Here is a 25,916-nt window from a genome sequence, read left to right on the forward strand (position 1 = left end):
AAAAAATCCCGTTTTTAGCGGGATTTTTTGTAAAAAACATATTCAATTATTCTTTTATAACTTTAATGGTTTGCGTTTGATTCTCGTTTTCTAATGTAATTAGATAAATTCCTTTTGCGTATTTCGACATGTCAATTGTAGAAGAAGAAGTATCAATGTCTTTTACCTCTAATTGTTGTCCTAATAACGAATAAATTGTAGCTTTTGAAGCAGTAATATTATCTATATACAAAATGTCTTTTACTGGATTTGGATAAAATGAGACTTTATTAATTTCATTTTCAGAAGTTCCTAAAGTGGTGTTAATTACGAAATTATATGGTGTTTGATAATTTGTATTTGTTGGAGTTGTACTTACAATTTTTAAGAAATAATCTCCAGGGGTTAAAGTTCTTACAAACGAAAGGGTGTTTCCAGAATTAGTTACCGCAGAGTCAATTAAAGCGCCACTATTATCTAAAATAGAAGCATTCATCGCACTTGTTGTGATAGAAGTGATATCTACATTTGCAGTCATCGTTCCGCCAGAAATAGTGAATTTATAAAAGTCTTGATCTGCGTTTACAGGGTTAGATTGTAAAGTTGTAAAACCATTGTAAATTTTATTAGTGTTGACATTATAAGCCAATTCTTTAAAGTTTGGTTCGTCTAAACCTTGCATGATTTCATAATAATATCCTGGTAATTCAGTATGATTTTCAATGAAATCGAAAGCCGAATTAAAATAGAAAAATTTTGTTGGATACGTTAAACTCGTGTAATAGGTGTCCATAATAGATTGTGGTTCAGCTACAACTCCATCTGTAGTTCCGCCAGTAATCCTTCCAATTACACTTGAAAAATCAATTAGATTATCAATGGGTTTTTGATTTAAACCAACGATATTATCACCAATTGCTCCACTACAATTCACATCGTAATTATAGAAATCGGCACCAAAAAGATGTTCGTTCATATTACTAGAATTGTTCACTTCTAATCCACCAGATAAAAAACGACCAGCATCTCCACTATAATAATACGATATTTTTAAATCTCTAATCGCTTCACTTTTGGTATCGATTCCTGCGAACCAACCCAAACCAGAGTCGCTGGCATTACTTCCACCATGTGGAGTTCCTAAAGTTAATAGTTTTGCTACGTGATGTGCGTTATCAGGTTGCCAATAATTGGAGTTTTGTAAATATTGACGAGAAGCCAAGCCGCCCATACTGTGGCCAACTAAAATCACTTTGTTTTTCCCTGTTAATTGCATGATTCTTTCGATAGCTTTTTTAACCGCAATTCCTTGTTTGTAAATAGCTGATTGATTGCTTAAAGCAGCAGTTCCAATCGAACCATCAGTATTCACGTTGAAATTTAAAGTATAATAATCGCCATTGATCATTGTAGTTTCAAAAGCAGCAATATCGGCTCCAGCTGTTGGAAATATATTTAAATTTGCTGTTCCGTTATTTCCATCGGCATTTAAGCAAAAATCAAATCTTCCACCAAAAGTATATCCGTATTGCGTATCAAAATAAGCAGTAGAGGCATCCCAAGTAGTTGAACTTGAATTTAATCCATGAATGAAAAGAATAGGATAAGGGTTTTTACTTTCGAAACCCGTTTTATTATTCTGATTAACAGATTTTAATGGAAAAATAGTATCGTTTCTAATTTCTTGATATTCAAATTCTGATGGTCTTGTTTTATAAATTATGTCTTGTGCAACACCAATAGTAATTGAAAAAAGTGAAAATAATGTCAATAAAGTAGTTTTTTTCATATGCATACATACTAAATTAGTATGGCAATATAAATAAATACATTTAATATTTAACTTTTTTTTGTTAAATTATTAACAATAAGTTTACGTATCGCATATTTTTTAGTAAAATAAAGGGTTTGGTTGGGAGTTTAAATTGTGTTTTATTTATAATTCACATCTCTAAATTTACCGTTTTCAATCATGAATTGAATAACCTGATAAGAATCAACTGGTTTACCATCTGCTGAGGTTGCTGGTTTCCATTTTCGGGGCATTTTTTTTACGATTTCTAAAACTTGTTCAGATAAAGTTAGCATTTCTCCTTCGCCATTACTTGCGATTATAAAGTTACCAAGTTGACCTTTACAATTTACGGCGAAACCAATTAAAGTTCTGAAAGTTTTCGAAGTATTAAGTGGATTGGTTAAAAAATATTTTTTTAAGGCTTCTTCACCTCCAAAATAAGTAGGATTCGAAAGTGGAAAGGCTAAATCCATTCCAACTTTTTTTCGTAAGTTCAAATCATCAACAGTGTATGAGATTTTTTTACTACAAGTTACAAATGGTTTTGGGTTTTGTGCAATGCCATATTGAGAAAAAAGTACAAATAAGAATAAGAGTTTTTTCATAGGATTGGTTTTATAAATTGTTACTATCTTTTATGTATTAATTATTTAGTACAACTTCTCAAATATATTATTTTTTCTGAAAATTACTACAAAAAAAACTCTCAATTTCTTGAGAGTTTCTGTTATTTATCAATCGCACCTAAAACGCGTTTCATAAAATCGTTTAGGGCTGTTTTTTTGTCTTTACCTTCTTTGACCATTTTGTTGATTTCAATGGCGCCATACATATTGGAAATTAATTCGGCTATCACATCTAATTCTTCCTCTTTTAAAGATTCTAATTCGCAAAGATGTTCTAAAACGGCAATGGTTTCCACTAAATAATCCGCATCGTTTTCTTCTATAAATTGGTTAAGGTGTTTTATTACGGGTAATTTCATGTTTTGTTTTGTTTCAGGTTTGAAGTTTCAAGTTGCTGAGGTTCTACAAGTCATAAACTTGAAACCTGAAACTTGAAACCATATTTTTACAATACTTCAGCTACTAATTCCGCTAAAACTTCTGCTTTGTTGGTTTGTGTTTGGTTTACTAAAACGCCATTTTTAAAAGCAGCGAACGTTGGTAAATTGTCTACGTTAGCTAATTTTCTTGATTCTGGATATAGTTCAGCATCTACGATTAAAAAAGGAACGTTTTCATTTTCTGAAGCCATTTTTTTGAATTTTGGTTTCATAATTCGGCAATTTCCACACCAAGAGGCTGAAAATTGTACTAAAACTACTTCGTTTGAAGCAATTACTTCTGCTAAATTATCTTTTTCTAATTCTAAGAACATGTTTTTTTGTTTAAAGTTTCAGGTTTCTGGTTTCAAGTTCCGTTGTTATAAACTTGAAATGTTAAACTTGAAATAAATTTATCGTCACTTTGAAGTTAAAAAACAATGTGCCAATTAAATTGACTAATTGACACATTGAGAATTGTCTTATTATTTTAGTTTTGGCTTAAATACGCAGCAGTACTTAATCTATCAGCGTTCATTGCTTCTTTACCAGCTTCCCAGTTTGCAGGACAAACTTCACCTTTGGTTTGGATATGCGTGTAAGCATCAACCATACGTAAGTATTCGTTTACGTTTCTACCTAATGGCATATCGTTAACACTTTCGTGGAAAATTTTACCTGTTTCGTCAATTAAATACGTTGCACGGAAAGTAACATTTGAACCTTCTAAAATTTCATCGTTTAATTCTTCATTATAAACCCATTCTGCATCTAAAATATCTAAAGCAGCAGATAAATTACGAGTTGTATCAGCAATTAAAGGATAAGTTACACCTTCAATTCCACCATTATTTTTTGCAGTGTTTAACCAAGCAAAGTGTACTTCGTTAGTATCGCAAGAAGCACCAATTACAATAGTGTTTCTTTTTTCAAATTCTGGTAAAGCGGCTTGAAAAGCGTGTAATTCAGTTGGACAAACAAATGTAAAGTCTTTTGGATACCAAAATAAAAGTACTTTTTTGTTGTTTTTTGTAGCTTCTTCTAAAACGTTAATTCTTAAGTTGTCACCCATTTCTGAGATTGCGTCAACGGTAATGTTCGGGAATTGTTTTCCTACTAATGCCATAATTTTTTTATTTATTTTATTGTTTTTATTTCTGATGCAAAATTAGGTATTATTATCAGTTTTTCAAGGGGAATTTATTGTAATTTCTTATTAGATAATAGGATATGCTTATGATGAAATTTTCTTTTGTTTTTATGGAAATAAAAAAGGCGATTTGGAAACAAATCGCCTTTAAAATAAGTTGTTTATATAATGTAAATTTGATTTTTTTAGCCAGGAATTCACAAATTAAAAAGAGTTACTAGATTAAAATTTGTTCAACTACGATGAAATTCGAATTAAATGAAATATTCACAACGTCAAATTCGATAATTCGTGGCTAATGTTAAAATTATTTTAGATATCAAATCTCCCTAAATTCATCACTTTTGTCCAAACTGAGATAAAATCTTTTACAAATTTTTCTTTGTTGTCGTCTTGAGCATAAATTTCGGCGTACGCTCTTAAAACAGAATTCGAACCAAAAACTAAATCAACTCTTGTTGCCGTCCATTTTGTTGCACCCGATTTTTTATCTACAATATTGTAAAGATTGTCGCCAGCTGGTTTCCAACTGTAATTCATATCTGTTAGATTTACAAAGAAATCATTACTTAAAACACCTTCTTTATTAGTGAAAACACCATGCTGTGTTCCACCATAATTGGTTCCCAAAACACGCATTCCGCCAAGTAAAACTGTCATTTCAGCTGCATTCAATCCAAGAAGTTGTGTTTTATCTAACATTAATTCTTCTGGTTGCACTACATATTTATCTTTCATAAAATTTCGGAAAGCATCGTTTGTTGGTTCTAAAACTTCAAAAGATTCTACATCTGTCATTTCTTGTGAAGCGTCACCTCGTCCAGCATGGAAAGGAACTTTTACATTGAAACCGCCATCTTGAGCTGCTTTTTCTACAGCTGCACTTCCACCAAGTACGATTAAATCGGCAATACTTACTTTTTTACTTAAACCTGCTTGAATTTCTTCAAGTTTAGTTAAAACTTTTTGAAGTCTTTCTGGTTCGTTGGCAACCCAACTTCTTTGAGGTTGTAAACGAATTCTTGCTCCATTTGCACCACCTCTGAAGTCGGAACCTCTAAAAGTTCTGGCGCTATCCCAAGCCGTGTTAATTAATTCCGCTCTTGATAAACCACTATTTAATAATTTTTCTTTTAATTCTTCAACTTCCGCATCAGATAATGTGTAATCTACTTTCGGAACTGGATCTTGCCAAATTAAATTTTCAGCAGGAACATCTGCACCTAAATATCTGTCTTTTGGACCTAAATCTCTGTGTGTCAATTTGAACCATGCTCTTGCGAAAACTTCTGAGAAATAAGCTTGGTCATTATGAAAACGTTCCGAAATTACTCGGTAAGCTGGATCCATTTTTAAAGCCATATCAGCATCTGTCATGATTGGATTTCTTTTTACTGACGGATTGAATGCATCAACAGGTTTGTCTTCTTCTTTCATGTTTATTGGTTCCCATTGCGAAGCGCCTGCCGGACTTTTCTTTAATTCCCAATCGTAATTTAATAACAAATTGAAATATTCGTTATCCCAACGAGTTGGGTGAGTAGTCCAAGCGCCTTCAAGTCCACTAGTTACCGTGTCAGGACCATTTCCGTTTCCTTTTGGATTTAACCAACCAAAACCTTGATTTTCAATTTCGCCAGCTTCAGGTTCTTTTCCTAAAATAGAAGCATCACCATTTCCGTGTGCTTTTCCAACTGTATGCCCACCAGCAGTTAATGCCACTGTTTCTTCATCGTTCATGGCCATTCTTGCAAATGTAATACGAACATCATGAGCAGTTTTTAAAGGATCTGATTGTCCGTCAACACCTTCTGGGTTGACATAAATTAATCCCATCATCACAGCAGCTAATGGATTTTCTAAATCTCTTTCTCCAGAATATCTTGTTCCTTGGCTTCCCGATTTAGCTAACCATTCTTTTTCAGCTCCCCAATAAATATCTTTTTCTGGATGCCAAATGTCTTCACGACCTCCTGCAAATCCGAAAACTTTTAATCCCATCGATTCATATGCCATCGTTCCGGCTAAAATCATTAAATCGGCCCAAGAAATTTTATTTCCATATTTCTTTTTGATTGGCCATAATAATCGTCTGGCTTTATCTAAATTTCCATTATCAGGCCAACTATTTAAAGGAGCAAATCGAAGGTTACCCGTTCCAGCTCCACCACGACCATCAGCAATTCTATACGTTCCAGCTGAGTGCCAAGCCATACGAATCATCAATCCACCATAATGACCATAATCTGCTGGCCACCAATCTTGGCTGTCTGTCATAAAAGCTTTTAAGTCATCTTTTACAGCTTGTAAATCTAATTTTTTGAATTCTTCGGCATAATTAAATGTTTCGCCTAAAGGATTCGTTTTTTTATCGTGTTGATGAAGTATATCTAGGTTTAGTGATTTTGGCCACCAATCTTGATTTTTAGTTGCATTGTCAGTGGATTGATTTACTGAACCTCCTGAAAAAGGACATTTTCCTCCGTTTGAATTTGTGTTGTGTTCCATAGTATCTTGTTTTTTGATTATTTCTCTCACAAAAGTAAAGTTTAAACTAAAGTAATAAATAAATTTTAATTATATAAATTTATTTTATGATAGTTTTAGATTATCGCAATTTAATTTTAATAACTGAAAGCAATTTCAATTTTAATTATATATTTGCCTTCCTAACCAAAATTACTAAAAAAATGAATATTTTCAGAAAAAAATCGATAGCAACGATATTAAAACAAGGTGGAGATGGAGAACATTCTGGCTTAACTAAGGTATTGACGGTAAAAGATTTAACATTTTTTGGAATAGCTGCCATTATCGGTGGTGGTACTTTTAGTGCTATCGGAAATGCTTGTTTTTCTGGTGGACCTGCAGTTGTACTTTTATATATAATGTGTGCTATTGCTTGTGGATTTACAGCGATGTGTTATGCAGAATTTGCTTCTCGTGTGCCTGTTTCTGGTAGTGCTTACACGTATGCTTATGTTTCTTTCGGAGAACTTTTTGCTTGGATAATTGGTTGGGCCTTAATTATGGAATATTCTATTGGTAACATTTATATTGCTTTTTCATGGAGTGGTTATTTTACCAATTTGTTAGAAACTTTCGGAATACATTTACCAGAATGGTTGACTATAAATTACAAATCGGCTCATGCGGCTTTTTTAGCAAGTAAAGGTGATGAAGGTTTAGCCGCTTGGCAAAATGCACCGATGTTAGGAAATTTGAAAGTGATTTTCGATTTGCCAGCCGTGGTGATTAATATTTTAATTACGTATTTAGTTTATAGAGGTACAAAAGAATCAAAGAATTTTAGTAATGTAATGGTTTATATTAAGTTAGCGATTATTGCTTTAGTAATTATTGTTGGTGCTTTTTATGTAGATATTGACAATTGGACGCCGTTTATGCCAAATGGTTTTAGTGGAGTAATGGGCGGAGTTTCTGCGGTATTCTTTGCTTATATTGGTTTTGATGCCGTTTCTACTTTGGCAGAGGAAAGTAAAAATCCACAACGCGATTTACCAAAAGGAATGATTTATTCGTTAGTAATTTGTACGGTCGTTTTTATCGTTTTAGCTTTAGTAATCACTGGTATGGTTTCTTATGAATTGCTTGGAGTTAGTGATCCTTTAGCTGAAATTTTCGCATTAAAAGGTGTGAAATGGATGTTATTTGTGGTTTCGATTGCTGCAGTTGTAGCGATGACAAGCGTTTTATTAGTATTCCAAATGGGACAGCCTAGAATTTGGATGACTATGAGTCGTGATGGTTTAATGCCGAAACGTTTTTCTAGAATTCACCCGAAATATAAAACACCAAGTTACGCAACGCTTGTAACTGGTTTAGTGGTTGGAATTCCAATCTTCTTTACAGATGAAAACTTCGTATTAGATTTTACAAGTATCGGAACTTTATTTGCATTCGTGTTGGTTTGTGGTGGTGTTTTAATGCTTTCTCCACAAAGTGAAGAAGAAATTGCAGAACGTGAAACCAAAGGAAAATTCAGAATTCCGTATGTGAATTCTAAATTTATTTTCCCAGTTCTTGTTGTAGCAGCTGTAGTTTTAATTTTAAGATATGTGCCAGATTTCTTTACGAATGTGTTTGATTTTTCTACAGGTGAAAAATTAGCGACAAATATTCCAATGTTAGTTTTCTTAATCGTTTGTATCGTAATGACATTTGTGTCTTTCACTAAAAACTTATCTTTAATTCCATTATTAGGCTTAATTTCTTGTTGTTATTTACTAACAGGAATGGCGGTTTCTAACTGGATGTGGTTTGGAGTTTGGTTGGTAATTGGATTGGTCATTTATTTTACTTTCAGTTATAAAAATAGTAAATTGAATGCTGAGGTAGAAGGTTAAAATAAGTTAAAGGTTGTCTGAAAGACTATTATTCTGTCAATCTGAACTTGTTTCAGATTCTTATTAATACTAAAATTAGTTTTTTTGAGATTCTGAAATAAATTCAGAAAGACAGTTTTGTTTTTAGACAACCTTTTTTTATGGTATAAATTTAAGCGATTTTCTTAATCGTTTTCCATTTTTTGAATCCTAACCAAGCTAAAAATCCGAAGAAAACTATTGGCCAAAGTTGGACTAAAAACGCCACAATTCCTTCAAAAACAAACCAGCCTGTTTTGATGCTTTCCCAAATTTGTAAACCTAAATTTGGTCGGTAAGCATTTATGTTTTTTTCGTTGGCTACCAATTCGTATTTTAGTTGTTCGTTTTGGTATAATTCTAATGTTACAGTTGAAAAATTCACTTGATCTTTTAACGATAAGTTATTGATATATGACGAATCTGAATTTTCTTTTTTCGAGGCTAAATTCGCTTCAGCTTCATTAATTTCTTTTAGTTTATTCCCTTTTTTATCGATAGCCGTTTCTAATCTTTTTGAAGTATTGACATTTCTTTTTTGAGATAATTCGTTGGCTAAGAGTTGTAAATTCACATCGTCCGCTTTAATGACACGATAATCTAAAAACTGAACTTCTTTGGCTAAACTTCTCAATAGTGTGTCTAATTTTACATTTGGTACACGTAAAGACATGGTGTTGTTCACTTCGTAACGTGTTGTTTTCAATAAACTATCTTGACTAACTTGAGTTTCATCGTTTTCTGTAATCGAACTTCTTAATTCGGAAAGCGTTACAAATCCACCACAATTCTTAGTTACATTCTCAATTTTGTAGGTCGATTGCGCAACATCTTTCACTTTAAAACGAGCATCGGCGGTTCTAATAAATTTTCGTTTGGAATTTTTGTCTTCCACTGCTGCGGAGGAACTCATGTCGTCAGCGACTGAACTGCTATCTACAACAGCTTCTAAATCCATTTTTGTAATGTTTTCTTCTGCTTTTTTGCTACAAGCGATTGCTAAAGTTAGAAGCAGGATTGCGCCTCCAGTTTTGAATTTTCTGTTCATAATAATTTGTGTTTAATGGTTGGTTAATAAGTAAAAAGTAATTGTGCGCCATTAACAAATTTTTATGATTAGGTGATATGAATTTACTTACTAAAAACTGTGCCAAAAATTTTTGTAGCCAAAAATAGAGTAGTGCTAAAGAAAAAAAATCTTCGTATGACAATTATCATAATTTAATTCTACGAAACGATATAATTTTGACATAAATTCTAAAGTTATGACGTCTTTAATTCAAAAATATAATGTTCCTGGACCTCGTTACACCAGTTACCCAACAGTTCCGTTTTGGAATGAAGAAAAATTCACCGAACAACAATGGATACAGGATGTAAAAGAAACCTTTAAAGTGAGCAATCAAACCGACGGAATTAGTTTGTATATTCACTTACCTTTTTGCGAAAGTTTGTGTACATTTTGTGGTTGTAACAAACGAATTACCAAGCGTCATGAAGTGGAATTGCCTTACATTCAAGCTGTGATTAAAGAATGGCGTATGTATTGCAATTTGTTTTCTAGAAAACCGAATATTAAAGAAATCCATTTAGGTGGTGGAACGCCGACATTCTTCTCTACAGAAAATTTGACTTTATTAATTAATGGCATTTTCGAAACCGCAAATAAAGCAGAAAATCATATCTTCAGTTTTGAAGGACATCCCAACAATACTACAAAAGAACATTTACAAACCTTATATAATTTAGGTTTTAGAAGAGTGAGTTTTGGTGTGCAAGATTATAGTCCGAAAGTGCAAGAAGCCATTCACAGAATGCAATCGTTTCATAATGTTTCGAAAGTGACTTTATTAGCGAAAGAAGTTGGTTATACTTCTATTGGTCACGATTTAATTTACGGATTGCCATTTCAGACATTAGAAGATGTAGAAGATACTATTTTAAAAACCAATTCACTTTTACCTGACAGAATTTCGTTTTACAGTTATGCACACGTGCCTTGGTTAAAAGGAAATGGGCAACGTGGTTTTAACGATGAAGATATTCCTCAAAGCGATGCCAAACGACAACTGTACGAATTAGGAAAGAAAATGCTTTTAGAAATCGGTTATTTAGAAATTGGAATGGACCATTTTGCCTTACCAACAGATGAAATGTATTTGGCTTTTAACAACAAAACCTTACACAGAAATTTCATGGGTTACACCGCTTCCAAAACGGATGTAATGATTGGTTTAGGTGTTTCTTCCATTAGCGATAGTTGGAATAGTTTTGCTCAGAATGAAAAATCTTTAGATGCGTATTATGTAAAAATTAATGCGAATAAATTACCCGTTTTCAGAGGGCATCATTTAACTGAAGAAGATTTAATTATCCGTCAACACATTTTAAATTTAATGTGTCATTTTGAAACTTCTTGGGATTCAGATTCTTTATTTTTTCCAGAAATATATGAGGTTTTAGAAAGTCTGGAAGAAATGCAACAAGACGGTTTATTAATCATTCAAGATAAAAAACTTACGGTTACCGATTTAGGAAAAGCGTATGTAAGAAACATTTGTATGGCTTTCGATTTAAGATTGAAAAGAGCTGCGCCACAAACGGAATTGTTTTCTATGACGATTTAATATTTACGATTTACGATTTGGGATTTACGATTTGGGATTTACGGGAAGTTCTTTATGGTTAAACATTGCGGAAGTGGTTTGCGTGAGATCCTTTCAGGATGACAAGTTTGAGGGTAAGATTGTAGAAGTAAATTGTAAATAAAACACCCCGCCCTACGGGCACCCCTCTAGAAGAGGGGAATAAATCCGCGATAATCCCTCACCACAATCCAACATAAAAAACAATCCGCTACATCCGCGTACCCAACTTAAGTGAACTATTTTGAGCGAAGCGTCTTTATCCGCAATCCAACATAAAACTATGTGGTTAATAATTTGGGATTTACGATTTGGGATTTACGTTAAGTACTTTTTGGTTAAACATTGAGGAAGTAGTTTGCGTGAGATGCTTTCAGCATGACAAGTTTGAGGGTAAGATTGTAGAAGTGGAATGCGTGAGATACTTTCAGGACGACAAACTATACGCAATCCAAAATCCTTTTAATCTTTTCAATCTGCGTGCAAAAAAAACTTTGTGCCTTTGTGTCTTTGTTGCAAGAAAAAAACTTCGCGTCTTTGTGGCAACAAATTAATGGCAATTTACTTCCGACTGAATATGCAAATGCATCGTACTTGGAGATATATAAGGAATATTTAATCCGAAACCTCTCAAAACAAATAGAATTCCAATACAAATAATCAGTATGGGAATTATTTTTTGAAATTGAGAATAATAAGAAAACTGAGTGGTTTTTAAGAAATTCACCAAAACCATCATTAAAGGAATCGTACCTAATCCGAATAAAGTCATATATAAACTTCCTAAAAAGACATTGTTCATAGCCATGGCTCCGAACAGTGCCACATACACCATTCCGCAAGGTAAATACCCATTGAACAAACCAATTAAAAACAACGATTTGTAGCTTTTCTTTTTGAATTGGAGTCCTAATTGGGTTTTGACATTAGAAATTATTTTATAAATCGGTTTGGAGAAATTGTACTGTGCTAATTTCTTCTCAGGAAGTATGGCAATTAAGATCATCATTACACCTACTGCAATGGATAATTGTTGTTGGAATCCGGCTAAGAAAAATCCAGCTCCTAAAAATCCAAAAATCACTCCTAATGAAGTATAAGCGGTTACTCTACCTATTTGATAAGTACTAATTTGCAACCATTTTTTCACGGCATTGTCTTTATCCACAGGAATCATCAAAGCAATTGGCCCGCACATACCTACGCAGTGCAAACTACTTATTAATCCGAAAAGAAGTGCAGAATAAAGCATTGTTTTAGTGAATAGTGATTAGTAATTAGTGAAAAGTAAATAGTGTATCCTAATGTCAGACTGAGCTTGTCGAAGTCTTTAAGAAATCAAATCGTAAAACGTAAATCCCAAATCGTAAATCAAAAATAGACCGTTTCTTTGTTTAGATAAGCCAACTCATCCACTTTCCAGTTGATAGATATTTCCCAAAGACCGCCCACCAATTTATGTTTAGGTATGAGCATTATTGGACTTGATAAAGAAATTTTCGTTTCAAAATCCAACTTTTGGTTTGACGGTCTGTATAGGGAAATAGTTCCATTTATTTTTTTATAATCGATATCAGCAGGGAAAACAATTTGTAAGCCTTCGGCTGTTTTTTCAATTTTTAATTTCGTTTTTAAAGCGTTAGAAAGGGTTTGACTTTCAATATCACTTTGCACTTTACTTTCTTGTTTGTAGTAATCGTCAGCGACTAATTCGTTATCGTATTTTGAGTTCGATTGTACTAAAAACACAAAAAATAGTATAAAAGTCATAAAACTTCCAAAACCTATGACTACTCCTGTTCCCCAATTGAATTTCATTTTTGTAAATTTTTAATTAAACGTTCTTGGACCAAGGAAATTTGTAGAGATGGTTTGAATCACTTTATCACCTTGATGCACTTCTATATTTATTTTTGTATTGTCGGTTTCTAACAAAACACTAGGAATTTCAACAAATAAAGTTCCTGTTGCTGCGCTTGCTTTTTCCACGTGAAGGGTAGGATTTCCAACTAATTTCAGCGTTCCTTGCTTCGGATTGATTAACTTAAACGTGATGTTTTTTAAATTATCGTTCGTTTTATTAATAATTCGATACGTGTACACATTACTGATGTTTTTCCCTTTTTCTTCATACAACTGACCTGATAATCGTAATATTTTGGTATCGACTTCTGTTCGTAATAAAATCATAGAAATCATTACTGTGGTTAAGATGACTAAAACCGCAATATACCCTTTCATTCTGGTAGAAAGTTGGAACTTTTCCTTTTTGGTAATTTCCACTTCACTAGCATAGCGAATTAACCCTTTTGGCAAGTTTACTTTTTCCATCATTAAATCGCATTCGTCCATACATGCGGTGCAATTCGTACATTCTAATTGCGTACCGTGACGAATATCAATTCCGGTTGGACAAACATTTACACATTGATGGCAATCGATACAATCACCGAATTTCAACGCTTGTCGGTCTTCATTTTTTTTAATTTTGGCTCTTCCGTTTTCGTTTTCTCCACGAACATAATCGTAAGCCACAACAATAGATTTGTTGTCTAGCAAAACACCTTGCAATCTTCCGTAAGGACAAGCGATAATACAAACTTGTTCTCTAAACCAGGTGAATACGAAATAGAAAATACCTGTAAAAATGGACAACACGATTAAGGTTTTCACGTTACTTAACGGACCTTCGATAATCATGGCTTCTAACGTGTCACTTCCTACTAAATAGGCTAAGAATACATTCGCAATGACAAATGAAATGATTAAAAACACCGTCCATTTCAGGGCGCGTTTTCTTATTTTTTCCGCATTCCATTCTTGGTTGTCTAATTTTATTTGTGCACCTCTATCGCCATCTATCCAGTACTCAATTCGTCTGAAAACCATTTCCATAAAAATAGTTTGCGGACAGAACCAACCACAGAAGACACGACCAAATGCTACGGTGAATAAAGTTAAACCAACCACTCCTGTAATCATTAAAACCACCACTAAATAAAAGTCTTGTGGCCAAAAGGGCATTCCGAAAATATTGAATCTGCGATCTAAAACATTAAATAATAAGAACTGATTGCCATTTATTTTTATAAACGGACTTGATAATAAAAGAAGTAATAAAACATAACTTACTAATTTTCTTCTCTCATAAAACTTACCCTGAGGTTTTTTAGGAAAAATGAATTTTCTTTTTCCTTTTTCGTTTATGGTTCCGATGGAATCTCTGAAACTATCGTCTTCTATATTTGACATCACATTTTATATTTAGCATTTCTGCTGGAACAAATTTGGGTGTAATGATATCACAACCAAACTGTTGTTATTTATTTTTTTGCTATGGTATCAGTAACGGCTACATCAGCTGTAGTTGGTTTTGCAGCACCCTCTTCTTTCCAAACATCACCTTCTGGTGCTTTTCCACCTGCAGGTTTTGTTCCTTGAAGAGATAATACATAACTCGCCACTTTTTGAATTTCAGTAGGTTTTAAACTTTCTTTCCACGCTACCATTCCTTTTCCTGGACGGCCACCTTCGGTAATTGTGTTGAATAAATTTTTAATTCCGCCACCTAAAATCCAATTTTGATCTGTTAAGTTGGGTCCAATCGCACCACCACCATCAGCTTTATGACATAAGACACAATTAGTTGTGAAAATAGCTTTTCCTTCCGCAACAGCTGCAGCATCAGTTAATAATGTAACTTTTTCTTTATTCATTAAATCAGGTGCCGTTTTGTTGTATTCTTCTACTTTTTTCTCTGCTAAAGTATTTTCAATCACATATTCTTCAGCTTGTGTATAATCTCCAACAATATGGAAACGAACTAAATACACTAAAGCAAATACAATTGTAGCATAAAACAACCCTGTAAACCATGGTGGTAAACCGTTATCTAATTCTTTAATACCATCATAATCGTGTTCTAATTCAATATTTTTTTCGTTTTCAATTGGTGTTAAGGCCGAAACTTTGAACATCCATTTTTTGTAAAACTCAGTTTGAGTAAATGGTTTTGCATTTTCAATATCAAATTTTTCTTTAGCTTCTTCTGTTAGTAATTGATACGAAACATTATCAACGGCATTAAGAATTACTTCAACTGTAATAAATATAAATATTAATAATATATGAATTATGGGTACAATCGGATATTTTACAAAAGCGGGTCTGTCACCAGAATCAATAAAGTATTCTGTTAAAGCAAAAACCATTGCATAAAAAAATGGAAACCTAACGTATACTGGAATATATTTTCTCATTATCTTGAATTTTTAGTTATCGTTAAAAGGTAATTCACTCATAATTTTCACTTGTTCTTTGCTGTATGATAATGCATAAATCATATAAGAAACAAATATGATAAAGAAAATTACTAGAGATATTATAGGGTAAATTTCTACCCCATTAATACCTTCCATATTGTGTTTGACAAATTTTAACATCTTCTTATTTTTTAACTTTAATATCAGTTCCTAAACGTTGTAAGTAAGCAATTAAGGCTACGATTTCTCTGTCTTTCATTTGAACAAATTTTTCACCTGTAAGTTTTGCTTTTTCTTTACTTGCTGCATATGATTTAGAGAAATTTGGATCTGTTTCTAAACCTTTTTCAATTTCAAGCGCTTGTTTTTCGATACTTGTAAAGGCATTGGCGATATCTTTATCTGTATACGGAACTCCTAAAATTTTCATCACACTCATTTTTTTCTGAATGTCGTCATGTTTCATTTTCTTATTATCAAACATCCATTTGTACGCTGGCATGATAGAACCTGTTGTAGTCGCTTGCGGATTCCACATGTGACTAAAGTGCCAACTGTGAGGATATTTTCCACCAACTCTCATTAAATCTGGACCTGTTCTTTTTGAACCCCATAAATGTGGATGATCGTAAACATATTCTCCAGATTTAGAATATTCTCCGTAACGTTTTACTTCACTTCTAAACGGACGAACCAATTGTGAGTGACAGTTGTTACAACCTTCACGGATATATAAATCTCTTCCTTCTAATTCTAATGGCTTGTATGGTTTTACACTTGTAATAGTTGCGATATTAGATTTTACAATTAACATCGGAACAATTTGAATTAAACCTCCAATAGAAACCGCTAAAACAGTTAATATGGTAAATTGAACTGGTTTACGTTCTAACCAAGCGTGTACTTTTTCATTTCTTAATCGGCTTGACGCGATAACTGGTAAGGCTGCTGCTTCTGCTTCTTCATCTGCAACTGGTGAACCTTGTTTTACGGTTTTGATTACGTTATATACTCCAACTAAAACTCCGGCTAAGTATAAAATTCCTCCAACCGTACGCATAGCATACATCGGCATAATTTCAACTACTGTATCCATAAATTGACCGTAAACTAACGTTCCGTCTTCATTAAATTGTTTCCACATTAATGATTGTACAAAACCAGCTACATACATTGGTAAAGCATATAAAATGATACCTAATGTTCCAATCCAGAAATGCAAATTGGCTAATTTTTCAGAATATAATTTTGTTTTCGTAATACGTGGGATGATCCAATAAATCATACCGAAAGTCATGAAACCATTCCATGCTAAAGCTCCAACGTGAACGTGAGCAACGATCCAGTCTGTAAAGTGCGCAATTGCATTTACATTTTTAAGAGATAACATTGGTCCTTCAAAAGTGGCCATTCCGTATCCTGTAACCCCCACTACGAAGAATTTTAAAACGGCATCCGTTCTTACTTTGTCCCAAGCACCTCTTAAAGTTAATAAACCATTAATCATACCTCCCCAAGATGGAGCGATTAGCATAATTGAGAATACTACTCCTAAGTTTTGTGCCCAATCTGGTAATGTTGAATACAATAAGTGATGAGGTCCTGCCCAGATGTATAAGAAAATTAACGACCAAAAGTGGATAATTGATAATCTATAAGAATATACGGGTCTGTTTGCTGCTTTTGGTAAGAAATAATACATCAAACCTAAGAATGGCGTAGTTAAGAAAAACGCAACGGCATTATGTCCGTACCACCACTGTACTAAGGCATCTTGTACTCCAGCATATACTGAATAACTTTTTGTTAAAGAAACCGGAATCGCAATACTGTTTACAATATGTAATAAGGCTACGGCAACAAAAGTGGCAATGTAAAACCAAATCGCAACATAAATATGGCGTTCTCTTCTTTTAATAATCGTTCCAATCATGTTGATACCAAACGCTACCCAAACTAAAGCAATAGCAATATCAAAAGGCCATTCTAATTCGGCATATTCTTTTGAAGTGGTAATTCCCATTGGTAGGGTGATAGCGGCACCTAAAATAATAAGTTGCCATCCCCAGAAGTTCACTTGACTTAAAAAGTCGCTATACATTCTGGCTTTTAGTAAACGTTGTAAAGAGTAATACACTCCTGCAAAAACTGCATTTCCAACGAAAGCAAAAATTACTGCATTGGTGTGTAAAGGTCTTAGTCTACCATAACTTAACCACGGAATTCCGTCTGTTAAGTTTGGAAAAAGATAAAAGAACGCTACAAGCAATCCTACCGACATTCCTACTACTCCAAAAAGTAGTGATGCATAAATAAAATTACGAACGATTTTATTATCATAACGAAATTGTTGCATTTCCATAATTACTGATTATTTATTTAGTTTTAGTTTTAGTTTTTTTCAATTCATCGTCAAATAGCATACGCACAGAAGGTGTATAATCATCATCAAATTGTCCGTTTCTTACGGCTAAAATGAATGTAATTAAGAACACAATGGCAATTAAAATGCTAATGGTTATAAGAAAATATATGATACTCATACCTCTATAAGTTTTAAACAAAGTTAGATTAGTGCTGCTTCAATAAATATGACATTTGTCATGTATTGGATTTATTTTTTTTAAAGCTGGAAGTTGGAAGCTGGAAGATTGAAGTTTGAACTAAAATTTCTCAAACAACTTACTTGTCCCTTTTCACTTCTGCCTTCTGCCTTATCCCTTAATTCTCTTCCCATAAAACTTACTCAATATGGTTACGAAACTCACAATTGTAATAGCGCTCATGGGCATAATAATCGCGGCAAATAAAGGAGAAAGTTCACCAGTTAAGGCAAAAGTTAATCCGACCGCATTGTATAATAAAGACAAACCAAAACTCATATAGATTGTTTTCATCGCATTTTTAGAATACTGGATATAATGGAATAGTTTTTGAAATTGCGACGCATCCATAATACCATCACAAGCAGGAGAAAATACATTTACATTTTCTGAAAGTGCAATTCCAATGTTACTTTGTGCTAAGGCTCCAGCATCGTTTAAACCATCGCCAACCATCATTACATTTTTACCTTCTTTTTGAAGTGCTTCAATATATTGTAGTTTTTGTTCAGGTTTCTGATTGAAAACTAATAGTGTAGCTTCTGGTAAAACTGTTTCAAGATACGACTTTTCTCCATCATTATCTCCAGAAAGCACAATCGTTTGATAATTTTTTGAATTTAGTTGGTAAAACAAATCGTGTAAACCTTCTCTATATTGGTGGTTGAATACAAAATACCCTTTATACACTTGGTTTATTTCGATATGTACTTTTGTGCTTTTATCTTGTTCCGAATCTTCTTGTTTTTCTAATAAGTGTAACGAACCAATTTTATAAGACACGTTTTCAATGGTGGCCAACATGCCTTTACCTACAATTTCTTCATAAGTTGCAATTTCTGCTAATTGAGATTGTGGTAAGAATTCGTATAATTTTCGACTTAACGGATGATTTGAATTTCTAACAATGCTTTTAATTTTTGCAAATTCAATTTGAGTTAACGTTTCACCCACATATTCAATGTTCGATTTTAACGAAGAAGTAATCGTACCTGTTTTATCAAAAACTATCGTATCTACTTTGGCCATTTGTTCAATAACTTGGGCGTTTTTGAGGTACAATTTATGGCTACCCATAATTCGCAACACATTTCCTAAAGTAAAAGGTGCAGTTAAAGCCAAGGCACACGGACAAGCTACAATTAACACCGCTGTGAATACATTAAAAGCTACATACGCATCAATAAACAACCAAAAAATAAGGGAACCAAAAGCTAATAACAATAGAGCAGGAGTGAAGTACTGACTGACTTTATCTGTAATCGATTTGTGTTTTTGATCTATTTTCTTCTGGAAAACGTCGTTGCTCCACAATTGGGTTAAATAACTTTGTGAAACCGAAAATAAGACTTCCATTTCAATAATTCCGCCCATTTGTTTTCCACCTGCGTAGACTTTATCTCCCGATTTTTTCTCAATAGGAATGGCTTCACCTGTTACAAAACTATAATCTAAAGACGTTTTTGGGGAAATTAGAATCCCATCTACTGGAATTAATTCTTGGTTACGAATGATTAATCGGTCGCCTTTTTTAATGTCGTAAATCTGACAAGGTTCTTCGTTTCCTTCTGGATTAATTTTGGTTACTGCAATTGGAAAATACGATTTATAATCGCGTTCAAAAGATAAGAAATCGTACGTTTTTTGTTGGAATAATTTCCCTAATAACATGAAGAAAACTAAACCTGTTAAGCTGTCGAAAAATCCTTGTCCGTAATCGAAAGTAATATCAATCACACTTCGTACAAACATCACAATAATTCCTAAAGCAATAGGAATATCAATGTTTAACATTTTCGATTTGATACTTTTATAAGCAGAAATATAATAGCCGCTTGCCGAATATAAAAACGAGGGTAACGATAAAAAGAAGATTAAAGTTCTAAAGAAATTTCGGTATTTGTTGATCCAAAATTCGTCCACTTCAAAATATTCTGGAAACGATAAAAGCATGATGTTTCCGAAACAGAAAAAGGCAATTCCAAGTTTGTAAATTAAACTTCTGTCGATTTCTTTTTTGCCGGTTTCGTAATTTTCTAAACTGATATACGGTTCGTACCCAATTGAAGATAATAAATACACAATTTCTTTAAGTGAAGTAATTTCCGCATTATACGTAATTCTGACTTTTTTCTGCGTAAAATTAACTTGCGAAGTGCTTATTCCCTTTTGAAGTTTCTGTAAATTTTCCAGAATCCAAATACATGAGCTACAGTGAATATGTGGTATGTACAAGGAAACAATGTGTGTTGCATTTTCTTGAAATTCCAATAATTTGGATTGAATTTTCTCATCATCTAAAAAATCATATTTGCCTTTAATTTCTAATGGTGTTGCTCCTGGAGCCGATTGAAAATCGTAATAACACGTTAAATCGTTTTGACTAAAAATTTCATACACTGTTTTGCATCCTACACAACAGAATGATTTTGCGTCAAATTGTATTTCCTCCTTTGCGGTATGTTCTTTACCACAATGAAAACAATTTTTAATATCCATAATAATGCTCATTTTACCTAGAACAAAGGTTAAATTTTGTTTATAAGTAAAATATGATATTTGTCATACAATTTCGTAAATTTGTACCAACATCAATTAATTTTGTCTAAATGGGTAAATGTGAACAATGTATAGTAAGAGAGTTTAGTGCTTTAAAAGCATTAAACAAGGACGAATTAATTAGAATAGCAGATTGTAAAACTTCTTATACCGTTAAAAAAGGCGAGACTATTTTTGATGAAGGCGATTCTTTAAACGGTATTTATTGTATTAAAGATGGCGTTTGTAAATTGTCGAAACTTAGTGACAATGGAAAAGACCAAATTGTAAAATTGGTTAAAAAAGGAGAATTGTTGGGTCAGCGTTCGTTAATTAGCGAAGAATCTACTAATTTAAGTGCCGTTGCCATTGAAGACATGCAGGTTTGTTATATTCCAAAACAAGAAATTTTACAGTTTTTTAATGAGAACAATCAGTTTTCCTTAAACATGATGAAATCGGTTTGTGGTGATTTAAAAGACGCCGATGATAACATGGTGAATTTGGCACAAAAAACCGTAAAACAACGTTTAGCAGAAACTTTATTGAAACTAGAAACTGACTTTGGTATACACGAAGATGGCAGTTTGAAAATTCAATTGTCTCGTGAAGAAATTGCTGGAATGATTGGAACCGCTACAGAAAGTTGCATTAGATTATTATCAGAATTTAATAAAGAAGGATTTATTACTTTACAAGGTAAAAAAATTACGATTACCAATAAAAAAGAAATGCAACGATTAATTTAGTTTTTTGTAAAGCTTTTAGGTTTAGAAGAGCCAAGTAAAAAGTAAAAAGAGCCAAGTAAAAAGTAAAAAGAGCCAAGTAAAAAGTAGAAAGAAACAAGTGTAATTTACGAAATTTAAACCTTTGCGAACTTTGCGAAAATCCTTGCGAACTTTGCGGTTAAAAGTACTTATCACCCAAAACATGAACGATAATTTTATAAACGAATACTTTGGAATAGGCATACAAAACGGTAAAACTCCTGAAAATTTAGGTATGCTTTGGCGTACGGCTCAAAATTTTGGAGCGAGTTTTATTTTTACCATTGGAAAACGTTACGCCAAACAAGCTTGCGATACGCATAATGCCGTAAAGATGATTCCGTATTTTCATTACGATACTTTTGAAGCCTTTTACGAACACTTACCAAAAGGTGCGCGATTAGTTGGTGTGGAATTAGACGATTCCGCGGTGGATTTAGAAACCTTTCATCATCCACAACGTTGTGTGTATTTATTAGGTGCCGAGGATCATGGTATGACCAAGAAAGCCATGGAAAAATGCCATCATTTAGTCAAATTTAATTCGGAGAAAAGTTTAAATGTTTCTATTGCTGGAAGTATAGTTTTATATGATAGAGGTTTGAATAAGCCGAGGATTTAAAACGGATTAGAGATGAGAAGTCAAAGAGAAGAAAATTTACCTATTTATAAAAAAGCCGAACATATTTTTCAATTGGTAGAAAGTTTAGTTGCTATTTTGCCAGAAGACGACGACTATTTAAACGATACCAAACACTTTATGACCAGTGACGCCATGCTAATTTGTGCGAAAATCATAGGTGCAGAAGGTGGTGATTTATACAGTATCAGAATGCAAAATGCGGCCTTGATTAGAAAAGCGGCTATGGATTTGTACGTGCAAGTGGGCAGTTTGAGGATGTTTGACAATTTTAAAGACAAAAATTACATTCCTTTAATTCGACAAGAAATTGAGGAATTTCGATTGTTGTTTATCGATTGGGTAGCCAATTTTGATACAACTAATTACTTTTGGGACGAATGGGAATTGTTTAATCCAAAAGGTGCGATTCCACCCAATCCAAATGACTACCAAGACCCAATTAACTTTGATGATTTTGATGCTTTCGAATCTGATGAGGAGGATGACTAAGTTTTAAATAAATGAGCCGATTAAGAAGTTTAATCGGCTTGTTTTTTTTAACTATCCAATAGATAATTTTGCAGATTCATTCCATAAATAATTTGGCAAAGGTTCATTTAATTCCCATTTGATATTCATAGGTTTTGAACCTTCATTTTCTTTGAAATTCCCTTCTCCTATAAAAACATAGCCCATTGTGTTTCCTTTTTCATCATTTGCTTTTTCTCTAACAAAAAGCAATATTTTTTTATCATTTTCTTGATGATTAACGTATGTTAATCCTTTTCCATAGTCAGGACGTGCAGAATTTTGACTTTGCCAATGAAACAAAGTTTCGCTAATTGCATAATCGTCATACATAGTTGTTGGAGAAAAATTTTCCTCAGATTTAATTAAATTAATGAAAAGTAATTCTGTATTTAAATCTACATTTTCAGCAACACCTTCACGACTTGGTGATTTTCTATTAAAGGTACTTAATCCAAAAGCAGATAAGATTTGATCTCTTGTATATCTGGCATGAACTTTTAATGGTTGTTTGTATGGCAATTGAATATCTATTTCTTTGAAATCAACCCTTTCAATTAAAAGTTCTAATACTTCAATTACTTCAGTTACCAATATTTTATTTTTACCAATTGAATTGATGCTTTCTTCTAATGAATTAAAACCTCCTGCGTTTTGCCAAACATCATAATGTAGCATTAACAACATTATTTTTTCATTTTCATGAAAATCATTAATTTTTATATTGAAATTTTGTTTAGCAATCTTTAAAATAAAATTAAAATAACTAGTAGAGCTTGTTGAGAGCCACTTTTTACTAATAGCAGATAAAATTTGTTTTTCATTTATACTATCAAAATCTTCAATTACACCTGCTAATTGACATAATCTTGACCAAGTTCCTTTTTTATAAATAGTTTCTATTGAAATATGGTTTAATTCAATAAAATTAGTTAAAGTTAATGGTAGAGTAGTCTGATGTTGAAAATTTCTTATTTTAGTTATTAGCTGATTAATATTTAAATTTGTAGCTTTTCTGATGTTTTCAAGAATAGTTTCTTTTGTTTTTTTCTCTAAAACAATTGAACATCCTAAAGGTAGATGTGGAAAATCATCTTCAATTTCTTTTTGAACAGAAGTAGATGTTTTTCCAATTAAAGCTCTAAATTTACTTTCAAAATCATATTCTGGTCTTGAATTTCCAACAAAATCTAGGACAGTTAAACAATCTTTTCCTTCAGCCAAACGCAATCCACGACCTAATTGTTGAAGAAAAACGGTTAAACTTTCTGTTGGTCTTAAAAACAAAACCGTATCTATTTCTGGAATATCAACACCTTCATTAAAAATATCAACTACGAATAAATAATTAAATTCTTTTTTTCTGAATTTTTCTCTGATTTCATCACGCATATTTGAATTTTTCGAACTCAAATATTCTGCTTTTAAACCAGCCAAGTTGAATTTTTCAGCCATAAAAGTAGCATGTTCAATTGTTACACAAAATCCAATTGCACGAACATCATGTATATCATTCGTGTATTTGTGAAGATTAGAAATTATTTCACCAACTCTTATGTCATTTTTAGTATACAAACTTGTTAATTCACTTGCTACATATTTTCCTTTTTCCCATCTTACTTTTTTTAAATCGATACTGTCAGTAATTCCAAAATACTGAAAAGGACTTAGCAATTTTTTATTTAATGCTTCAGGAAGTCTTATTTCGGCAGCAATACGATTGCAAAAATCTTCTAATATATTTTCACCGTCCATTCTTTCTGGTGTCGCTGTTAGTCCAAGCAATACTTTTGGTTGAAAATAATTTAATATAGGCCTGTAAGTTGATGCAGAAATATGATGGACTTCGTCAATGATAATGAAATCGTAGTATTCTGGCGAAATTTTAATTTCTTTAAGTCTATTATTTAAAGTTTGAACTGATGCAAAAACATACTCATTCGAACCAGGTTCTAATCCATCAACCCATAAATTGCCAAAGTTATTATCTTTTAAAACTCCTCTAAATGTTGCTTGTGCTTGTTGTAAAATTTCTTTTCTATGCGCAACAAATAACAATTTTGAAGATTTGTTGTTCTTCCTGAAATTTTTATAATCAAAAGCTGAAATAACGGTTTTTCCTGTTCCTGTTGCAGCGACTAAAAGATTTTTATGTCTATTGTGAACTATTCTTTCAACTTCTAATTTTTCAAGTATTTCATTTTGATAATGAAAGGGTTTGATGTCAAAATAAGAAGTTGTAAAAGTATATTCTTTTGAAAACTTCCCTTGTTTTAAAGCGTCTGCTAATTTTACGGAATGAATATTTTTATCATATAATTCAAATTCAGAATTTTGCCAATAGGCTTCAAAAGTTTTTTTGAATTTATCAATTATATGACCAACTTCTTTAGTAGTTATTTTTAAATTCCACTCTAAACCATCAGTTAATGCTGAACGAGAAAAATTTGATGATCCAATATAACCTGTATGAAAACCTGTATTTCTTTGAAATAAATAAGCTTTTGCATGAAGTCTTTCATTTCCAGTATTATAAGAAACTTTTACTTCTGTATTTTTTAAAGATGCTAAAAACTCAACTGCTTTTGCATCGGTTGCTCCAATGTAAGTGGTAGTTATTACTCTAAGTTTTCCACCTCTTTCTGTAAAGTCTCTCAATTCACGTTCAAGAATCCTAATTCCTTTCCACTTAATAAATGAAACTAGTAAGTCTATTTTATCAGAAGATAATATTTCTTTTCTTAATTCACTTTCTAATGTTGTTCCTGAATTTCCGCCTGTAAACAGTTCACTATGAATTAATCTAGTATAAGGTGTAATCTCTTTTAAGTGTAAATCTAAATCAGTAAAATGTGAATCAACTTTTGTAAAAACGGCTTTTAAAATTTTACCTTCAGTTTCAATTAAATCATCTTCGAATTCTTCTTTTTTTAATTCTTCTTTTAAAAATAAAATTATTTTGTTAGCAATCTCAATTTGAGTTTCTATAATATCATCGCCTTTGATTAAAGTAAAAGCATGTTTTATTGTTTTACCAATATGCTGTGATAATATTAGAGCGGCTTCAGCTTTATCTATTGGAGTTTTCTTTACTTGAAACGTATCTTTATCTAATTCGTTTAATTTATGGTTAATTAGTTTTGTTACTAATTCTTCGTATAATCCTTGGTTCATAGCTCAAATTTTAATAATTCTTCAACAATTGGCAAATCAGCTTCCGCCCAATCTAAACCTAATAATTCTGATTTGTCAATTATTTTATAATCCCTATGTTCAGACAAAATAATTTCGCCCGAAACATAGGTTGAAATAAAAGGAATTAAATTAATTTTAAAAGTTCCATAATCATAAATACTATTTGATAATTTTTCTAAAACTTTAATTTCAATGTTTATTTCTTCTCTTATTTCTCTTTTTATACAATCTATTTCACTCTCATCTTCTTCTAGTTTTCCTCCAGGAAATTCCCATTTCAAAGGTAATTTCATTTTTTCGCTTCGTTGAGTGACTAAAATTTTATCATTGAAATAAATTATTGCACAAGTGACATTTATCATTTTTTGAGCTTTTTCTTTTAAAAGATTTTAATTGTAGTAT

At 32.4% G+C, this 25,916-nt stretch carries 21 protein-coding genes; 5 read left to right on the forward strand and 16 right to left on the reverse strand.

All coding sequences use genetic code 11. The features are described from left to right. Nucleotides 1-46: 46 nt before the first annotated feature. The 6 genes from UEQ13_RS09680 to katG all read right to left on the reverse strand — a co-directional run bounded on the left by UEQ13_RS09680 (nt 47) and on the right by katG (nt 6,477). Nucleotides 47-1,768 carry an alpha/beta fold hydrolase gene (locus tag UEQ13_RS09680; RefSeq protein WP_329806150.1) on the reverse strand — a complete coding sequence of 574 codons (1,722 nt, stop codon included), beginning with the start codon at nt 1,766-1,768 and terminating at the stop codon, nt 47-49. A 143-nt stretch (nt 1,769-1,911) separates the two neighbouring features. Further along, complete coding sequence (locus UEQ13_RS09685) at nt 1,912-2,379, reverse strand: hypothetical protein (RefSeq protein ID WP_329806151.1); 468 nt, start codon at nt 2,377-2,379, stop codon at nt 1,912-1,914. Nucleotides 2,380-2,501: 122 nt separating this feature from the next. After that, nucleotides 2,502-2,759 carry a DUF6952 family protein gene (locus tag UEQ13_RS09690; protein WP_329806152.1) on the reverse strand — a complete coding sequence of 86 codons (258 nt, stop codon included), beginning with the start codon at nt 2,757-2,759 and terminating at the stop codon, nt 2,502-2,504. A gap of 86 nt (nt 2,760-2,845) precedes the next feature. Next, nucleotides 2,846-3,154, reverse strand: coding sequence for a thioredoxin family protein (locus UEQ13_RS09695; RefSeq protein ID WP_329806153.1), 309 nt, complete (start codon nt 3,152-3,154; stop codon nt 2,846-2,848). 155 nt (nt 3,155-3,309) lie between these two features. Further along, on the reverse strand, nt 3,310-3,945 hold the full coding sequence (locus UEQ13_RS09700; RefSeq protein WP_166126281.1) for a peroxiredoxin: 636 nt from the start codon (nt 3,943-3,945) through the stop codon (nt 3,310-3,312). Nucleotides 3,946-4,281: 336 nt separating this feature from the next. Further along, a complete protein-coding gene (gene katG, locus UEQ13_RS09705) occupies nt 4,282-6,477 on the reverse strand; it encodes a catalase/peroxidase HPI (protein WP_329806154.1) in 2,196 nt (731 codons plus the stop codon). Between the two features lie 182 nt (nt 6,478-6,659). Between katG and UEQ13_RS09710 the strand changes: the two genes are divergently transcribed. Then, nucleotides 6,660-8,336, forward strand: a complete 1,677-nt coding sequence (locus UEQ13_RS09710; protein ID WP_329806155.1) for an amino acid permease — start codon at nt 6,660-6,662, stop codon at nt 8,334-8,336. Nucleotides 8,337-8,487: 151 nt separating this feature from the next. On the opposite strand, the gene UEQ13_RS09715 is transcribed toward UEQ13_RS09710, so the two are convergent. Continuing rightward, complete coding sequence (locus UEQ13_RS09715; protein ID WP_329806156.1) at nt 8,488-9,402, reverse strand: DUF4349 domain-containing protein; 915 nt, start codon at nt 9,400-9,402, stop codon at nt 8,488-8,490. 217 nt (nt 9,403-9,619) lie between these two features. Between UEQ13_RS09715 and hemN the strand changes: the two genes are divergently transcribed. Then, nucleotides 9,620-10,981, forward strand: coding sequence for an oxygen-independent coproporphyrinogen III oxidase (hemN, locus tag UEQ13_RS09720; RefSeq protein ID WP_329806157.1), 1,362 nt, complete (start codon nt 9,620-9,622; stop codon nt 10,979-10,981). A 568-nt stretch (nt 10,982-11,549) separates the two neighbouring features. Here the strand turns inward: hemN and UEQ13_RS09725 are convergent. The 7 genes from UEQ13_RS09725 to UEQ13_RS09755 form a co-directional block, all read right to left on the reverse strand. After that, nucleotides 11,550-12,251, reverse strand: a complete 702-nt coding sequence (locus tag UEQ13_RS09725) for a sulfite exporter TauE/SafE family protein (RefSeq protein ID WP_329806158.1) — start codon at nt 12,249-12,251, stop codon at nt 11,550-11,552. Between the two features lie 119 nt (nt 12,252-12,370). After that, entirely contained in the window at nt 12,371-12,817 is a 447-nt protein-coding gene (locus UEQ13_RS09730; RefSeq protein WP_329806159.1) for a FixH family protein, read from the reverse strand. A gap of 12 nt (nt 12,818-12,829) precedes the next feature. Further along, nucleotides 12,830-14,251, reverse strand: coding sequence for a cytochrome c oxidase accessory protein CcoG (ccoG, locus tag UEQ13_RS09735; protein ID WP_329806160.1), 1,422 nt, complete (start codon nt 14,249-14,251; stop codon nt 12,830-12,832). 71 nt (nt 14,252-14,322) lie between these two features. Further along, nucleotides 14,323-15,258 carry a cbb3-type cytochrome c oxidase N-terminal domain-containing protein gene (locus UEQ13_RS09740; protein ID WP_329806161.1) on the reverse strand — a complete coding sequence of 312 codons (936 nt, stop codon included), beginning with the start codon at nt 15,256-15,258 and terminating at the stop codon, nt 14,323-14,325. Nucleotides 15,259-15,445: 187 nt separating this feature from the next. After that, the gene (ccoN, locus tag UEQ13_RS09745) at nt 15,446-17,623 is read right to left on the reverse strand and encodes a cytochrome-c oxidase, cbb3-type subunit I (RefSeq protein WP_329806162.1); all 2,178 of its coding nucleotides are present in this window, start codon (nt 17,621-17,623) and stop codon (nt 15,446-15,448) included. A 13-nt stretch (nt 17,624-17,636) separates the two neighbouring features. Further along, on the reverse strand, nt 17,637-17,804 hold the full coding sequence (ccoS, locus tag UEQ13_RS09750; protein WP_329806163.1) for a cbb3-type cytochrome oxidase assembly protein CcoS: 168 nt from the start codon (nt 17,802-17,804) through the stop codon (nt 17,637-17,639). Between the two features lie 171 nt (nt 17,805-17,975). Further along, the gene (locus tag UEQ13_RS09755; RefSeq protein WP_329806164.1) at nt 17,976-20,363 is read right to left on the reverse strand and encodes a heavy metal translocating P-type ATPase; all 2,388 of its coding nucleotides are present in this window, start codon (nt 20,361-20,363) and stop codon (nt 17,976-17,978) included. 110 nt (nt 20,364-20,473) lie between these two features. On the opposite strand from UEQ13_RS09755, the gene UEQ13_RS09760 reads away from it, so the two are divergent. The 3 genes from UEQ13_RS09760 to UEQ13_RS09770 all read left to right on the forward strand — a co-directional run bounded on the left by UEQ13_RS09760 (nt 20,474) and on the right by UEQ13_RS09770 (nt 22,301). Continuing rightward, the gene (locus UEQ13_RS09760; protein ID WP_329806165.1) at nt 20,474-21,151 is read left to right on the forward strand and encodes a Crp/Fnr family transcriptional regulator; all 678 of its coding nucleotides are present in this window, start codon (nt 20,474-20,476) and stop codon (nt 21,149-21,151) included. 181 nt (nt 21,152-21,332) lie between these two features. Then, on the forward strand, nt 21,333-21,791 hold the full coding sequence (locus tag UEQ13_RS09765) for an RNA methyltransferase (RefSeq protein WP_329806166.1): 459 nt from the start codon (nt 21,333-21,335) through the stop codon (nt 21,789-21,791). A gap of 12 nt (nt 21,792-21,803) precedes the next feature. Continuing rightward, nucleotides 21,804-22,301: a hypothetical protein gene (locus UEQ13_RS09770; protein ID WP_329806167.1), complete on the forward strand. Its 498-nt coding sequence runs from the start codon at nt 21,804-21,806 to the stop codon at nt 22,299-22,301. A gap of 51 nt (nt 22,302-22,352) precedes the next feature. On the opposite strand, the gene UEQ13_RS09775 is transcribed toward UEQ13_RS09770, so the two are convergent. After that, a complete protein-coding gene (locus UEQ13_RS09775) occupies nt 22,353-25,493 on the reverse strand; it encodes a DEAD/DEAH box helicase (protein WP_329806168.1) in 3,141 nt (1,046 codons plus the stop codon). Continuing rightward, nucleotides 25,490-25,876, reverse strand: coding sequence for a (deoxy)nucleoside triphosphate pyrophosphohydrolase (locus UEQ13_RS09780; protein ID WP_329806170.1), 387 nt, complete (start codon nt 25,874-25,876; stop codon nt 25,490-25,492). The genes UEQ13_RS09775 and UEQ13_RS09780 overlap by 4 nt, the downstream gene beginning before the upstream one ends. Nucleotides 25,877-25,916 lie beyond the last annotated feature (40 nt).

The organism is Flavobacterium facile (assembly GCF_036321945.1).
GTDB lineage: Bacteria > Bacteroidota > Bacteroidia > Flavobacteriales > Flavobacteriaceae > Flavobacterium > Flavobacterium facile.